Source organism: Sphingobacterium sp. GVS05A (assembly GCF_019969845.1).
Classification (GTDB): Bacteria; Bacteroidota; Bacteroidia; order Sphingobacteriales; family Sphingobacteriaceae; genus Sphingobacterium.
In genome coordinates this window covers 729,671-744,446 of sequence record NZ_JAHXYR010000001.1, presented here as the reverse complement: position 1 = coordinate 744,446, position 14,776 = coordinate 729,671, and the positions used below count along the sequence as shown (strand labels likewise).

The 14,776-nt window shown below is 39.3% G+C and carries 16 protein-coding genes; 3 read left to right on the top strand and 13 right to left on the bottom strand.

The genetic code is table 11. The features are described 5' to 3' along the window. Positions 1-67: 67 nt before the first annotated feature. From LC454_RS03245 to LC454_RS03225, 5 genes are all read right to left on the bottom strand, one after another. Positions 68-1,366, bottom strand: a complete 1,299-nt coding sequence (locus LC454_RS03245) for a cryptochrome/photolyase family protein (RefSeq protein WP_223579346.1) — start codon at positions 1,364-1,366, stop codon at positions 68-70. A 162-nt stretch (positions 1,367-1,528) separates the two neighbouring features. Further along, positions 1,529-2,584: an NAD(P)-dependent alcohol dehydrogenase gene (locus LC454_RS03240; RefSeq protein ID WP_223579344.1), complete on the bottom strand. Its 1,056-nt coding sequence runs from the start codon at positions 2,582-2,584 to the stop codon at positions 1,529-1,531. Between the two features lie 640 nt (positions 2,585-3,224). Beyond that, a complete protein-coding gene (locus LC454_RS03235) occupies positions 3,225-3,455 on the bottom strand; it encodes a hypothetical protein (RefSeq protein WP_223579342.1) in 231 nt (76 codons plus the stop codon). 7 nt (positions 3,456-3,462) lie between these two features. Further along, the gene (locus tag LC454_RS03230; protein ID WP_223579340.1) at positions 3,463-3,756 is read right to left on the bottom strand and encodes a hypothetical protein; all 294 of its coding nucleotides are present in this window, start codon (positions 3,754-3,756) and stop codon (positions 3,463-3,465) included. Between the two features lie 153 nt (positions 3,757-3,909). Beyond that, positions 3,910-4,491 (bottom strand): TetR/AcrR family transcriptional regulator, encoded by a 582-nt coding sequence (locus LC454_RS03225; RefSeq protein WP_223579336.1) that lies wholly within the window; start codon positions 4,489-4,491, stop codon positions 3,910-3,912. A gap of 85 nt (positions 4,492-4,576) precedes the next feature. On the opposite strand from LC454_RS03225, the gene LC454_RS03220 reads away from it, so the two are divergent. After that, positions 4,577-5,155 (top strand): GNAT family N-acetyltransferase, encoded by a 579-nt coding sequence (locus tag LC454_RS03220; RefSeq protein WP_223579333.1) that lies wholly within the window; start codon positions 4,577-4,579, stop codon positions 5,153-5,155. On the opposite strand, the gene LC454_RS03215 is transcribed toward LC454_RS03220, so the two are convergent. The 6 genes from LC454_RS03215 to LC454_RS03190 form a co-directional block, all read right to left on the bottom strand. Then, a complete protein-coding gene (locus LC454_RS03215; RefSeq protein WP_223579330.1) occupies positions 5,119-5,685 on the bottom strand; it encodes a DUF6624 domain-containing protein in 567 nt (188 codons plus the stop codon). The genes LC454_RS03220 and LC454_RS03215 overlap by 37 nt on opposite strands. A gap of 87 nt (positions 5,686-5,772) precedes the next feature. Further along, positions 5,773-6,609, bottom strand: a complete 837-nt coding sequence (locus LC454_RS03210; RefSeq protein WP_223579327.1) for a GNAT family N-acetyltransferase — start codon at positions 6,607-6,609, stop codon at positions 5,773-5,775. Positions 6,610-6,706: 97 nt separating this feature from the next. Then, complete coding sequence (gene catA, locus LC454_RS03205; protein WP_223579325.1) at positions 6,707-7,378, bottom strand: type A chloramphenicol O-acetyltransferase; 672 nt, start codon at positions 7,376-7,378, stop codon at positions 6,707-6,709. A gap of 49 nt (positions 7,379-7,427) precedes the next feature. Beyond that, positions 7,428-7,823 carry a cytidine deaminase family protein gene (locus LC454_RS03200; protein WP_223579322.1) on the bottom strand — a complete coding sequence of 132 codons (396 nt, stop codon included), beginning with the start codon at positions 7,821-7,823 and terminating at the stop codon, positions 7,428-7,430. A gap of 19 nt (positions 7,824-7,842) precedes the next feature. Further along, positions 7,843-8,772 carry a GNAT family N-acetyltransferase gene (locus LC454_RS03195; RefSeq protein WP_223579319.1) on the bottom strand — a complete coding sequence of 310 codons (930 nt, stop codon included), beginning with the start codon at positions 8,770-8,772 and terminating at the stop codon, positions 7,843-7,845. Next, positions 8,748-9,347 carry a GrpB family protein gene (locus LC454_RS03190; protein WP_223579316.1) on the bottom strand — a complete coding sequence of 200 codons (600 nt, stop codon included), beginning with the start codon at positions 9,345-9,347 and terminating at the stop codon, positions 8,748-8,750. Before LC454_RS03190 ends, LC454_RS03195 begins: the two co-directional genes overlap by 25 nt. A 527-nt stretch (positions 9,348-9,874) precedes the next feature. Here LC454_RS03190 and LC454_RS03185 point away from each other — a divergent pair. After that, positions 9,875-11,494: a fimbrillin family protein gene (locus LC454_RS03185; RefSeq protein WP_223579314.1), complete on the top strand. Its 1,620-nt coding sequence runs from the start codon at positions 9,875-9,877 to the stop codon at positions 11,492-11,494. A 159-nt stretch (positions 11,495-11,653) separates the two neighbouring features. On the opposite strand, the gene LC454_RS03180 is transcribed toward LC454_RS03185, so the two are convergent. Then, positions 11,654-12,445 carry an AraC family transcriptional regulator gene (locus LC454_RS03180; protein WP_223579311.1) on the bottom strand — a complete coding sequence of 264 codons (792 nt, stop codon included), beginning with the start codon at positions 12,443-12,445 and terminating at the stop codon, positions 11,654-11,656. Positions 12,446-12,527: 82 nt separating this feature from the next. Here LC454_RS03180 and LC454_RS03175 point away from each other — a divergent pair, with 82 nt between their 5' ends. Beyond that, positions 12,528-13,583, top strand: coding sequence for an SDR family oxidoreductase (locus tag LC454_RS03175; protein ID WP_223579309.1), 1,056 nt, complete (start codon positions 12,528-12,530; stop codon positions 13,581-13,583). 87 nt (positions 13,584-13,670) lie between these two features. Here the strand turns inward: LC454_RS03175 and LC454_RS03170 are convergent, their stop codons facing one another. After that, positions 13,671-14,594, bottom strand: coding sequence for a DUF4421 family protein (locus LC454_RS03170; protein ID WP_223579306.1), 924 nt, complete (start codon positions 14,592-14,594; stop codon positions 13,671-13,673). Between the last annotated feature and the right edge of the window lie 182 nt (positions 14,595-14,776).

The window sequence follows — 14,776 nt, the reverse complement described above, 5'->3', positions numbered from 1 at the left end:
TATTAGATAGATCAATCCCACCTCGGCCGATCAGGTATGGTGGGATTGGACTATCCTCAGTCGTCGTTTATTTCAATGCTGATGCATAAGCTTTTAGCGCACGTTCTCTGGCAATTGGATGCGCTATAATAGGTTCTGGATAATCTGTTGTCCCAAGTTCGGCAATCCATTGTCTACTGTACTCTTGTTTTTTATCAAATTTTTCGGCCTGAATGATTGGGTTAAACACCCTAAAATACGGGGCGGCATCGCAGCCACTCCCTGCTGCCCATTGCCAATTCCCGTTATTCGCAGATAAATCATAATCATTCAGCTTTTGTGCAAAATAGGCCTCTCCCCATCGCCAATCAATCAATAAATGTTTGCATAGAAAACTAGCTACAACCATACGTACACGATTATGCATATAACCGGTACGGTTCAATTGCCGCATACCCGCATCGACCAAGGGGTAGCCTGTTTTTCCTTGACACCAGCGTTCAAACTCCGTTTCATCGTTGCGCCACTGGATATCGTCGTATTTCTTTTTAAAGGATTCGTTGACCACATTCGGAAAATGAAATAAGATCTGCATAAAAAACTCCCGCCAGATCAATTCAGACAGCCAGACCTCATTATGCTGTTTTGCAAAAGCAACACAGCGACGAATACTAATTGTTCCAAAACGAAGCGCAATACCCAAGTTGGTCGTCCCCTCTAGTGCAGGATAATCACGATATTTATCGTAGGTATTAATAATCGCTGCCTTTAGTTGTGGTGGTTCAAAAGTCAAATCCGTCTTTTTAAACCCTATTTTTTCCAAGGGGATTATCGCTGCGTACGTCTGCTGAAAAAAATGCCCATCTATTTGATCAGTGAATTGATAATCTGCTACCGTTAATTTCTCCCGCCATCTTTTTGCATAGGGTGTATAAACGGTGTAGGGTGTACCATCATTTTTCAAGATTTCATGCTTGTCAAAAATAACCTGATCTTTTACAGCATTAAATGGAATTCCAGCAGCTTTGAAAAATTCAGCGATCGTCCGATCCCGTCGGATCGCTTTAGGTTCGTAATCACGATTACAATAGACTTCCTGAATATCATATTGTTCATGCAATGTTTTAAAAATTGCCAAAGGACTACCATGAAAGGTCGTTAAAGTAGCCCCATATTCACTTAGTTTTTTATTTATTCCATCAAGAGCCTGATGGATATAATCTACACGTCGGTCCAGCTTATCTTCCAATCGCCCTAAAATATCTTCATCGAATATAAATATTGGCAATACAGGAAGCCCCTTCCCCAATGCCTGAGATAATCCTACATTGTCTGCCAAACGAAGGTCCCGACGGAACCAAAACACCACAACTTTACTTTTCTCCATAAAAATAGGGGTAACTCGACCAACTACTGCCGAGCCCCATCTGTTTAATTTGATAACAAAGAAATAAATCCTCCAAAAAACGCTGATTGATCGGACAAAGCTAAACCTACACTAAACTGAAAGCATGTTCTCTTGATTTAGCCTTGTCCGAACTGATTTTAATTATTTTTTTAAACTATCCATATCGATAACAAAACGATATTTCACATCGCTCTTTAACAATCTGTCGTAAGCTTGATTGATATCTTGCATACGTATTAATTCTATATCCGAAGTGATATTATGCTTTCCGCAGAAATCCAGCATTTCTTGCGTTTCGGCAATACCACCGATCATCGATCCGGAGAAACTTTTACGTGTAGGGATCAAGCTAAATGGAGCTACTGGCAATGGATGTTCTGGAGCACCAACAAGTGTCAGTGAACCATCGCGTTTCAAGAGGCTCAAGTAAGCGTTAATATCGTGTTGCGCGGAGACACAATCTAAAATAAAATGCAAAGTACCAGCATTCTTTTTCATCTGCTCCTGATCGGTAGACAAAATGACTTCATCCGCGCCCAGACGTTTGGCATCCTCTACTTTACTTGCAGAAGTTGTAATAACGACGACATGCGCGCCCATTGCTTTGGCTATTTTCACCCCCATATGTCCCAAACCACCAATGCCCACGATGCCTACTTTTTGTCCGGGACCAACCTTCCAATGCCGTAATGGCGAATATGTTGTGATACCCGCACAAAGTAGTGGAGCCGTTGCTGCTAAATCCAGATTTTCGGGAATATGTAATACAAAGTCCTGATCCACCACGACACGTTCCGAATATCCGCCAAAGGTCTGTTTGTCCAAATGCTTATCATGGCCATTGTATGTTTGGATATTTCCATTCTCACAATATTGCTCCAATCCCTCTTTACAACTCTCGCATTCACGGCAACTGTCAACCATGCAGCCAACACCTGCAAGATCGCCGACTTTAAATTTCGTTACATCGGATCCTACTTTTGTAATCCGTCCCACAATCTCATGACCGGGAACATTGGGGTAAATTGTTCCGCCCCATTCATTACGTGCCGTATGTAAATCAGAGTGACAAACACCACAGTATAGAATATCAATTTCTACATCTTTTGCCGTGACCGCACGACGTTGTACCTCCAGTTGCTTTAAGTCTGCCGTTGGAGCCTCGGTTCCGAAAGCTTTTATTGAAAATGTACTCATATTAAAATAAATGATCTATGATTAATTGTTTCGTTAAAAATAACCCTTGGCAATCAAAAAAGTTTAGTTTAGAATAGCATTGTTTGAAAAATAATCTGATCAGACTCAGTATCAGTGCACAATATATCGCAGTTTCAATACTACTTTTAGAAATACAGCAGAAGCTCCCGCCGGTAAGTCGATCCAATCGGCAATTTCTCCCCAGAATCCTCCTTTAGGCTTATCGTATCTCTATTGGCATTTTCCAACTGATATCGCACGCATCAATTCCGATAGTTTCAAGATTAGTTCAGGTGTACGAGATGGCTCGGTTAAGCTCACTCCATAGAGGTTGTTGAACATATTAGGATTTCTTTCGAAGAGGTCACCAAAGAGATTGCTGCGCGATACTAAACCTACAATCTTAAAAAAAGGAACCATTGTATCCACTTTGGACTGAGCTCGTACTTAAACCATATTCTTGTTTTACCTGCAGAATATAAGGTAACCCGTCAACTGCTTTTTTATTCCGCTTTTGATATTTTTCCTCGATTTTGGAAGTAAATACCTTATATTTACACTTCTTCATCGGCCGAATCGAAACTACAACTTGTGAATTTATGCGTTATAACAATGCGTTGAACCGGATGGGCGCAGATCTTCAGTCTACATCTTCCACCTTGACAAACTGCATGTTAATTCCCCGCTGCTGACAAATATTTAAAATTGAAAATTCTAAACGGCTATTAATTTTAACAACCAGTAAAAACTGTTGGTCATCCAACAATAAATCAATATTCTTGATCTCTGGAAAACTCTGATATAGGAAATAATATAGCTCACTTGCCTTCCATTTCAATTTGCGCGATAGGGAGTAAACAACTTTATACATAATGGATTTATTTCAATACCCTAACAGTAATTTGGTTTAACTGATCAATCAAAATTCCTTTGTCCTTCAATTCATTAAAATTGCGAGCCAATCGAACTTCTTTATTCGTATTTTCCAATGCAAGCGCCAATTCATCCAGCCGTTCGATTTCCTGATGCACCAGTAGATAACAATCAAACTCCGAATTCAACAACCCGGTAGACTCTGGACGTATATTCTCATCCGTTTCCACCAACACAAGCATATATTTTTGCGCGGTTAACGTCCTTCGTACCTTTCCTATTTTTGCATTTAATATCATGTTTTTCGTATTTTCGTTAGACATTCCAATTGTCACATCAAAACAAACACCTATTCAAATAGACATATTTTGTATTTATGTCGAAATCTATCGCTAAAAAAACGAGCAAATGCTCTTCCATTTACTCGGGGCGTGAAAACGTCTAAAATCAGCTTATTTTAACCCCTTTACACATATACTAGTCAACCAGGCAAGCCGCGCCTCAAAGTCAGGAAACCGATCAAAAAGCAATACTTCCTGCTCAAAACAACGGGATGTCGTTACCAACATCTCTGAGAGAAACAGAATATCTTTTTCTTCAAGAAACTGAATTTCCTCTTTGGCAATAGCGCCCCTGATCATATCACGGATCAATTCAATTTCATCATCCAACATATGACGTGTCTTGGAGACCATCAATGCCGGATCGGATTTCATATCCTCAAAAGCCAAGTGAAAACGCTTAGTAATCAAATTGATCTGACGCAATTTAGCCCTTAGAAAACCAACCAAATTATCCTCTAGAGAAGCTTCCCGGCTATAACTTTCTTTGGCTATTGTAAACACTTGCTGACATAAATATTCGGCTATCGCGTCAAAAACGTCCATCTTGCTCGTAAAATAGTAATACAGTGTACTACGTCCCTTACCACAGGCTTTAGAAATATCCTGCATTGAAACCCTCGTAAAACCATAAGTTTCAAACACTTTCATCGACGAAAGAATAATTTCTTCCCTAATATTTTCCTGTTGCATTGTCATCACTAGACAAACATACAAAAAATGTCGAAAATTCAAATCATCATTCTGCTTTTGAACATATTTTATTATTTTTACTGTTATGATATCGGAAACTTTCCCAATTTTAACAACAGAACGTCTTCATTTACGTCAAATCCAAGATTCAGATGCTCCCGCTCTATTTTCTTATTTTTCAAAAGATGAGGTAACATTATATTTCGATTTACCAACATTCCAGCATCTGGACGAGGCTTATGAGCTTGTAAAAACCTGGCAGAAAAATTTTCTAGAAAAAGAGGCCATCCGTTGGGCGATTTGTTTAAAAAACAATCCGGATCAGCTCATTGGTTCTTGTGGTTTTCATAATTTTTCCTCCGAGCATTTTCGTGCAGAGATCGGCTATGAACTTCATCCTGACTTCTGGCAACAGGGCATAATGACAGAAGCTATTTCCGCTATTATTTCATTTGGTTTCGACAGCTATAAACTCAATCGCATAGAGGCCTTTATTGACCCGGACAACTTAGCTTCCCGCAGGTTGCTGGAAAAAATGGATCTTGTTTCCGAAGGAATTCTCCATGACTATTTCTTTGAGAAGGGGCGTTTCGTAGATGGTGAAATATTTGCCTTGCTTAAAAAGAACTATAGCCAGCCTACTTCCTTTCGCCAGATCGTATAATCCATATCCTGCTGATCCAAAGTCGCCAGCTGGTCTAAATCATACACGGCATCAAGTTTCATCTGGGAAAGCTCGGGTAAATTCATCCGCAAACGCTGTTTATTGAGGTTCGCTTTGTTCTCGACCGGATAGATTCCACCATCAGCGGTCAGTTGTGTTCCAAAACGCTGTGGTTTGCTCTTAAAATAATGTATTCTATCGTATAAATAGGCTATATGAGCAGGGTTGATGTCTTCTTTTTCACTGATCATCAGTTGATAGCAGTGTTGCATGAAATCGGGTTCTGAGATGGCATGTTGCACAATTAACCATGCCGCCTCACTGGCCTTTGCTCCTACTTTTGAAATACCGGGATAACCTATCTTGGCAATTATTTCGCGTAATCGCTTCGCGTTACTACGGTGAACGGCCTCCATTGCGGGATGATAGCCCTTTTGAAGTTCCCCCTTCCCCGCCAGTTCGTTCCGTAATAGGAGATCATCATCTGCTAATTGGACCAGTTCGTTCGCTAACTTTTTGTATAATATCATACCGATTGTCTCTTATATACTCACAACTAGATGTTATTGTTTGGTCAAATGCGAAGAAAATCCACATTTGTCATGCGAGCACCTGGTTTATAGCGGCTTTATCATTTCAACTTGATTGATGCCATTGACCAATCCCTGTTTTTCCAAAAATAATTTCACATCTTCCGCTTTCGCATCAACGTTGTTGAAACTTATTTTTTCCGCAGGCATTTCTTCTTTAAGGGTCTGAAAAAGCTGCGTTCCAATTCCTTTCCGCCGATATTCGGATGCCACAGCGACTTGGTATATCCGCTTGTTTCCAGGGTTAAAAAGAATATACCCCGCGAGTTTGTCGTCGATATATGCTCCTAATGCACTAGGTTGCAAACGATCCATACTCTTTGCTGCGCTTTGCCAACTTGGTAAAATATCCCAAAACGATTGAAATTCCTGCCAGGAGAAATTAGACAGCGGCTGGATTCTCGCCACATCGCTCACCCTAGCCGGCTGAATGGCACCACTGAAACATAGCAATTGTCTGTTGATCGTAAAACCACTTTTCTCATAGGCACGGATGGCCGCGCCGTTACTTTCTATTGCTTCCAAAACAACCTGCCTGACCTTGTTCTCATTAAAAAAAGGAATTAGATAATGATACATTTTCCCCACTAACCCATGCCCCCGGAATTCAGGCAGTACACCCGTTCCACCATTGTAGACCACAAGCTGGCGATCTATTTCCCGCAGACCATGCATCATAAATGCGACAAGTTTGTTCTCCGCAAATGCAGCAACAGACCAAGTTAACTGAATATCTTCCATGCTGATTTTCTGTCGCAATTGTTCTATATCGAGTTGAAATGGAACAATATAATCCTTAAAAGCTCCATTAATAGTTTGCAGCAGCTCAGGAATATCTGATTGCGTTAATTGTCGTATTTTCATTGAGATATCATTTGTTTATTACCAAAAAACAAAACAGTTTGGCGTACAGACAGAATCCAGACAAAAGGACTGTTCTGAACAAGGCGATTTCTTAGATTTATACCTGAGATTTAAGAACTGTCCCGATGTCCTTACAATATGCTTCCAGTGTCGCAATCAATTTAGCGACATGTATTCCATCACAGACAGCATGATGCACCTGAATTGCTATAGGCATTAAGATTTCATCGGCTTGTTGCTGATACTTTCCAATCGTAAAAGAAGGTGCAAAATAATCTGTAAAGTCAGCAATATGAAGGTTAAAGCTATCAAAATTAATCCAGGGGATTGCTGAAATATTAAAATGATTCTCTGGAGGCGTCTCCGGAAAAAAACGTAAATCATCGGCATGTCTTTCGGCAACACGATTGTAATTGGCCATAAACGCTGCAAAATCCGCATCGTATACAGTCGATAGCGCCGAAAAAGTTTCCGTTTCCGGATGCAGCACAGTATATATCGGATTTACATAGTCCCAAACAATGAGTTCCCCTTCCTTCATGGCCATCTTAAAAGCCTCATGATTGTTTACGGCCCTTGTAATCAGGTAAATCATGACAGGATAAAATTTATAGCCATTTTCCTTTATAAAAGGGAGCAGGTTAGTGATATTAATTTTTGTCGTGAGGCTAAATCCGCATTTCATCTGGCTACGATAGACTGAAAAGTGCTCCTTTCGCTTCCAGTCCGCTAAATTTATCTTCTTATAATCTGTTCCTATTTTTCCCATTTTATTCCACTAATTATTTAATTTATACCAATTGGTCCAATCCTGAAAATCACCAATTCCTATCGAGATCTTCTTTCCAGTCAAAAGGCAGTAATTCCTTTAAGGATTTGAATACCCCATTTTTCACTTCCACGATTGCATCAAGATTAGTCTTGGCAAGCTGGCTTATCAATTCTCTACAACGCCCACAGGGGGGAACGGCGTTTCCTGCAGCATCCACCGCAACAAATGCCCTGACTTGAAATTCGTGGTGTTTCAGCATTTCAGCCACAGCACTATGCTCAGCGCAAAAGCCCATGGAGCAAGCCGTATCAATGCTGATTCCAGTATAAATATTACCGGTCACTGTTTCTATAGCAGCTGCCACTCCGGCATATTCAACAAAGTCATTTAATGTTTTTGTACCAGCAAGCCCGCTTGCGATTTCTTTTAATTTGTTTGTCATATCTTCCTCCGATCCGATTCTAGGTATGCGATAAGGTCGCCACTTTCATGTGCTCCTCTTCAAAAAACGACAATAACTCCCGCGTAACAAATAGTTGCAAATCGTCTTCTTTCCATATTCGCCATTCGAGACCTTCAGTATGCTTCGGTGTAAATCCGAAAACAACCTCTATAAACGAAAAATCAGCGAAAGCATTGATCACTACATTCAGATCAACTTCATTTGTGGAAAACAGTTCTATCATATACAAAATATTATTTTCCACTTGTGCCACGACAGCACAGTTCAATTCATCAATATAATAAATTGATTCTTTAAATCCCATTGTGGGATAAGCATAGCAATAGAAAAGGGCTAAACCCTTACTTTTAGTTTGAAATTGTGTATTAGAAACAGCCTGTTCCACCAAGTTTTCAAATAGCTTCAGATCCTCTGCATTATCGAGGTTCAACTTACGTTTGGTCAATACTGTAGTCATATTCGTATTTTTAATGGTTTGAAATGCTGTATATTCCGGCACTGGGAAAAAATCAAATTTTGGATAAAAATCCAGCACCGTATTATTCGCAAATAAAAACATACCTTTAATTTGATGCACAAAATCGCTACTAATCCGTCGTAACAGAAAACTGCTCAAGCCTTGACGCTGATAATTTTCATCGGTCATTACTGTTCCTAGTTGAATTAATATTTTTCCTTCTTGTTCAAACAGACTTACCGTAATGTGTGCTACTATTTTATCCTCATCAAATAGAGAATACAAGATGCATTTATCATCCCAAAAACCAGATTGATAATAATTTTCAAAATCAAACTCCCAAAAATGCTGTGTCATTCGATTAAATTCCAACCGTAAGGTTTCATTGTCCTGATAACCAATGTACAGCCTATAGTTTTTATCCTTAATCAATATGTTTTCCGTGGTCATCGGGTTCTCTCTTTGTACCATGCTAAAGCGATTTTTTCCTGTGCTTTTAAAAATAGATCTTTCCCCATATTATAATCATTTCCATCCTTCCAATCGAGTTGAGTTAATTTTTCCTTGAGCTCCTGATAGCTTTCCCGGATCATGGGATGTGCGATTAGATAGTCGCGTAATGCGAGGTGTCTGATCCAATCGGACGAACCTTTTACAAATGCATGCAAATGTGCGATCCGAAGGTCATGATCATGCAAAATTGCTGGTATATCATCCCCCATTTTTACGACATCTGGAACAGCAATTTTATAGATAGGTTCTTTCAATAATATAAAAAATCGGCGTTCTGGCCAGTCCTGGTTATATTTTTCATAGTAAACAATATTCGATAGTTTCAATAAACCCGGTAACCAGTCTAGATCAGTTTCGTTCTTCACCCCGATCTGTATATCAATAATTGGTTTCGCTGAAAGACCTTCCACCGCAGTACTACCGATATGATCAATTTGAGGATTTAAGGGTTTCAACAGGAATTGTAGCTCTAGTTTAATAGACTCAAATTGTTTTTTCCATTTTGGATCATGGGGTTCAAATGGTAATATCATTTAAATAATTGTTTAAAATTCAATACATAGTTTGTTTTATGCAGCCCCAATCTATCTCGTTTTTCAAAATGGACAGTGGCTACTCCGATAGCTTGATTTTGCTCCGTAATTACCAATAGATTAATGGCGCAGAATAAAGCAAAACTTTGGAGGCAAAATTAAAGTTTTTCGATTTGAAATAAGCATCCATTTTTTTGGATAGTGTGTGCAAGTTATAAGATTTTACAGGCTACAACCTCTTTTTAGGCGCAATCTAGTCAGTCAATATAGGGGATAACAACCCAGAAGGTCTCGCTGTAGATGTTTCTCTACAAGAAAAACTTCATTCACCAAACAGTACTTCTTAAACGAAAAGTTCCATTTAATTTTGCGTCAGAAAAGCATTTGCCATAAGCATTATCATATTACTGACACATTAAAAAATACACAGCTTTTATTTAAATATTTTCCAAAAGAAACAAGATCTTGACATATAACATAAAAATACAATAAAATAAAGAAATCCATTACATAAAATATCTAATTACATGAATTTAAAGTCTTATCGTAATCTGAAAAACATACTAATGCTAACCTGCATTGTACTAACGGGCTCAAGCCTCTACTCTTGTAAAAAGAGTGGTGAAACTACAGATTTAACAGGAGAAACAGTGGTTAAGATCAATCTACAGGGTGTTGAAGCCTATACTGGGGACGAAAGCAACACTGTTGGTCAAAAGCAGGGATCTACAAAAGCCTCTCTAGCGTCAAACAATACATCAGATGTTCAGGAAATGACTGTCCCTTTTGGTAACGGATGCTCCATTGATGTTGTTCTGACAAACAGCTCAGCTGCTGCGGTTAAAAGAGGATTAGTTGCTGCATCTAGTCCAAAAGTTGCAGCTACACAAGTAACCGAAAAACCATTGGACAAAGATATCAAGTATAAAGTTGTTGTTTATGACAGCCAGGGTAACTATGTTACTGAAAAAATCTACAGCTATGGCGGTGAGTCAACTGCAACTGGTATCGCTCTTGACGCAGGGAAAACCTATACCTTCATTGCTTATTCCATCAACAGTACAAGCACAGTACCCAATATTAATAGCCAAAACAAACTGTCTTCAGCGAGTTTAGACAATATCAGCGGAGATTTAATGTTTTTTACGGGCAACTTGAAATTGAATACGGGTGTAAACAACTTAAATGTTGTGTTAAAGCACCGTTTTAGTCAGATCATCACGACCTTGACAATGGATCCGAACATGACTGGTGCAATCACCAAACTTGAAAATGCAGTCTTCAAACCAAGCCATTCTACTGCGAACTTCAAACTATCGGATGAGGCTCTTACTTACAATGGGCTGAATAATGCGGGTGTATTGGCTCAATTTCCAAGTTTAGGTACCGGCTTACGTACAGTAGTTAGTGCTCCTTCCCTATTGATACATCCAGGAACTAGCTCCGGAACACTTAACTTAGGAGCTCTGACGATCGATGGTGAAACCAAGTCAAATGTTAGCATCCCAAATGTAAAGATCAATCCAGGACAGAAATATGACCTTAAACTTAACTTCAAAACCTGTACACAGAATGTAACAAGTGATGGACTAAACTGGAGTTATCCTGAAACCACTTCCGGTCGCAGAAAAGGAATTATGAAAGAGGGTGTGTTCTATGCAAATGGCAGCACGATTGAACGTAGTTTCACTGCACCGGTAGCTGATTATGGTTTTGTATTTGATATTACTGAATTGGACAACGCTTTCAATATGGAAGTAAATGGTATAAAATTGGCTAAGCAGGAAATCCAATTCCAGAATGCAGGCGCATCTTCAACGCAAAATATCCAGTTTGCTGATGGTAGTAAATATGAAGGCACGGATGTTCAAACAAATAAAAGAGTCGGTAACATCTATGACTTAAGAGGTACAGCAACAAAACCGTTGATTAAACTTGTGATCAGCAGAACTGGCCAAGTGACTATGTTTGGTAGCAAAACTTCCGGTGGTGAGTTGTATCCACTTGTATTAACTAATGGCAATGCATTCAATACTTTCCCATGGAATGGTACACAAAGTAATGCAGTGAAAGTTACCCAACTTGTTGATGGTAGAACCGTGATTAAAGGTGTGGGTGCCGGCAAGAAGAAAATACCTTGTAATTAATTTTCTGAGCATACATTATAAATGCAGCTAAATAGCATATTTAAGACCTGTCAGCGATAACAACAATCGCACAGTTTATGAGTAATCGTATCTGAGACTGCATCATAACAAAGCCAGCAAAAAACGTAGCATGTTTTTCGCTGGCTTTGTTATTTTCCTCTAAACGTCTTTCCCCAAGATCTTGGTCAGATGACTGACATCTGTCAATCCAAACTCATCAGCAATTTCCTTTAAAATCATTCGTCCAGCGGCAATGCGTTGCCGAATAAGTGTATTCCGATAGTGATGGATATAAGTCCTTATGGTCATACCAACATTACGTTTAAAATAGGTACCTAAATAATCAGCAGAAATATTGAAATGAGGGGCCATTACCTGAGATCTCAACAGATCTGGCGTATATATATTTTTATGAATATAGCAAAACATAGCCTGTAGATCGCGACTTCTAGGACCATCCATCTGTAATTCGGGCATATTTCTCATCAGCAGCATTGAGATGCTGAGCAGCTGATGCCATATTAAATCTTGATTTGCAAAGATATCGTGTTTTAGGGACGCAATCACATTAAACAGCAGACGGACAGTCTGTAGATCAGCTGCAAGAAGTGGGAATCCATGCTGATGAGTTTCTCTGCTTTTTATTAAATACTCCAATTGACGGGTTAAATGACCCGATTCGTTTGTAGTCCGATAGATGTAAGCATCTGTAAATTTTAAATAAATAAAATGCGTCTCCTGCCTAATATCAAAATAGTGATACTCTTCTGGTCCGATAAAGAAAACGGTATCACTTTGATAAGGTACGGCATAGCCATTGATCACATGACTTCCCTCCCCACTTAAAATAAAGATAAGTTCGTAGTGGTTGTGATTATGCTCCGGATGTGTCCACGCGCGCGTTTTAAATTCCGAGATCAGGATAGGTTCAAATTGTCGATAGCGTTCCATTCCAGAAATTTACAAAATTATAGCCGATTTTTACCTCTCTTCGATTCAAAGCAACGCTAATTTTGTTTAAAAAGCAATTCATATGGAAACTATAAAAAATACGGCATTGATTGTGGGTGCAAATGGAGTAATCAGTACAAATCTTATTGAACATCTTAGCAGTCTTGGCAACTGGGATATAATAGGTCTGTCCCGTCGTGGCGGGACCGATCATGGCCGTGTTCGTTATGTTGCTGTAGATTTACTGGATTTAACAGACACAGTCAACAAACTAAGTGTATTAACTAAGGTAACTCATATCTTTTATGCAGCTTATCAGGATAGAGATAACTGGGCAGCATTGGTTGAGCCAAATTTGAGGATGTTGGTCAATGTAATGACGGCGATTGAGCCAGTGGCCAAATCCCTGCAACATGTTAGTCTTATGCAAGGTTATAAGGTTTATGGTGCCCACCTTGGCCCATTTAAAACACCGGCCAAAGAATCTGATGCTGGTCATATGCCACCTGAATTTAACACCAGCCAGCTTCAGTACCTTCAACAGCAACAAATTGGCAAACAGTGGACCTGGTCGGCTATACGGCCGTCGGTTGTGGGTGGAACGGCAACTGGAAACCCGATGAACCTTGCATTGTTGATAGCTGTATATGCCACTATTTCCAAAAAATTAAATATTCCGCTTCGTTTTCCGGGCAAGATTGGCGCATACGACACCTTACTCGAGATGACAGACGCTACTTTATTGGCAAAGGCAACGATATGGGCAGCAACAGAACCTCAAGCGGCCAATCAGGCTTTTAATATTAACAATGGAGATTTATTCCGCTGGAAAGATCTCTGGCCCAAAATTGCAGAATATTTTAATATGAAAGTCGACACCCCCCTCCCCCTAAACCTACAGACTATGATGTCCGATAAAGAATATATATGGGAAGACATACAGAAACAACAGGGATTAAATTATAATTATCAGGAGGTCTCCGCTTGGGCATTCGGCGACTTTGTCTTCTCCTGGAATTACGACTTTTTTGCGGATGGTAGCAAAGCACGAAGATTCGGTTTCCATGAATACATTGATACCGAGCAGATGTTTTTTCGGTTATTCGATGAAATGCGGAACAAACAGATCATTCCTTAAAGATAAACCTGTTTCATGGTAGTCCTTATTGCTACCATGAAACGAGAAATGAAGTCTAGCATTTCAAGCAGCCCGATGTCGGAAATATTAAAATGAAAAATTAATTTGTCTAGTTACAGATAACTGTAGATTCACATTCGTGACTGTATAGTCCTTTTTTGTCTCAAAAAAGTTCATTTTATTATTGATCACCATTCCGTAGGTAAAAGACCAATCATTCTTGGCATAACTGGCCACTGTCCTGGCCAGTACAGTTGGGTATACTTTAAAACGAAAGTTCCGGAAATTTTCGACATCGTTTCCAATGTTAAAACCAATCGTTGTATACGCCGTTATGAGCCAATGCTGTCCCAGAGCCCAGGAATGTACATATCCTCCTTGCGCACCAATTTGAAGATTGTCGAGATTTTGCACAAAATTACCGTCAAACCCTTCAAAATCCCGCAGTTGATGCCAATACACATTGGCTCCCAGCAGGAAGCTCCCTGCACTCTGAAGCTGACGCTCGCTTCGTTCAAAGGCTGCTTTTAATGAAAACCGTGTGTGATTGAACACATAGGTCTGCTCGAGTCCCATCTGATTGATTTTCATCGCCGGAAAAAGCTTAGTATCCTCTCCATCCATGGCAAAGAATCCTTTATAACGCTGGAAATAGATATCTGTTACAAATTTTCGACCATAGCGATGTACCTGAAAGTCTGTCGAACTCGTTTTACCGTATGTCTTGTCTTTTAATGAAACAATCTTTGTGCCCACAAGAAAATTAATCATTGTATTCCGGATCCCTAATCCTACTCCGATTTTCAAGGGGTTATTCGGTTCAAAAGTTTTGTCTTCAGTGGTCATATTGACCGCACTTGTAGAGAGATAACTCGTTATCCAGGATGCATTGGGATAGGTATAAATAAATGTTGTGTCAATCTCCTGCCCCTTCGTGTAAAGGCAGAATAAACATAGGATAAAGAACAGCAATAAATTCCTGCGCATCAGTAATGGACGTAAAGTTTTCAATAGTACAATCTGTATGAATCTATCCAGTGAATATACAGCTTATCTCGTAAAAACAATGAGATTCTGAGTAGGTCTCACTACAATCTTTGTTTCCAAAAAAGAAATCCAATGAAACCAGAAAACAAAACAAACTAAAAATCAGTTAGATAAATAATTTAAAATATTTATTTTTAAATTATTGC

Coding starts and splice junctions, on each gene's coding strand:
- LC454_RS03245 (WP_223579346.1), bottom strand. CDS start 1,366: ATGGAGAAAAGTAAAGTTGTGGTGTTTTGGTTCCGTCGGGACCTTCGT.
- LC454_RS03240 (WP_223579344.1), bottom strand. CDS start 2,584: ATGAGTACATTTTCAATAAAAGCTTTCGGAACCGAGGCTCCAACGGCA.
- LC454_RS03235 (WP_223579342.1), bottom strand. CDS start 3,455: ATGTATAAAGTTGTTTACTCCCTATCGCGCAAATTGAAATGGAAGGCA.
- LC454_RS03230 (WP_223579340.1), bottom strand. CDS start 3,756: ATGATATTAAATGCAAAAATAGGAAAGGTACGAAGGACGTTAACCGCG.
- LC454_RS03225 (WP_223579336.1), bottom strand. CDS start 4,491: ATGCAACAGGAAAATATTAGGGAAGAAATTATTCTTTCGTCGATGAAA.
- LC454_RS03220 (WP_223579333.1), top strand. CDS start 4,577: ATGATATCGGAAACTTTCCCAATTTTAACAACAGAACGTCTTCATTTA.
- LC454_RS03215 (WP_223579330.1), bottom strand. CDS start 5,685: ATGATATTATACAAAAAGTTAGCGAACGAACTGGTCCAATTAGCAGAT.
- LC454_RS03210 (WP_223579327.1), bottom strand. CDS start 6,609: ATGAAAATACGACAATTAACGCAATCAGATATTCCTGAGCTGCTGCAA.
- catA (WP_223579325.1), bottom strand. CDS start 7,378: ATGGGAAAAATAGGAACAGATTATAAGAAGATAAATTTAGCGGACTGG.
- LC454_RS03200 (WP_223579322.1), bottom strand. CDS start 7,823: ATGACAAACAAATTAAAAGAAATCGCAAGCGGGCTTGCTGGTACAAAA.
- LC454_RS03195 (WP_223579319.1), bottom strand. CDS start 8,772: ATGGTACAAAGAGAGAACCCGATGACCACGGAAAACATATTGATTAAG.
- LC454_RS03190 (WP_223579316.1), bottom strand. CDS start 9,347: ATGATATTACCATTTGAACCCCATGATCCAAAATGGAAAAAACAATTT.
- LC454_RS03185 (WP_223579314.1), top strand. CDS start 9,875: ATGAATTTAAAGTCTTATCGTAATCTGAAAAACATACTAATGCTAACC.
- LC454_RS03180 (WP_223579311.1), bottom strand. CDS start 12,445: ATGGAACGCTATCGACAATTTGAACCTATCCTGATCTCGGAATTTAAA.
- LC454_RS03175 (WP_223579309.1), top strand. CDS start 12,528: ATGGAAACTATAAAAAATACGGCATTGATTGTGGGTGCAAATGGAGTA.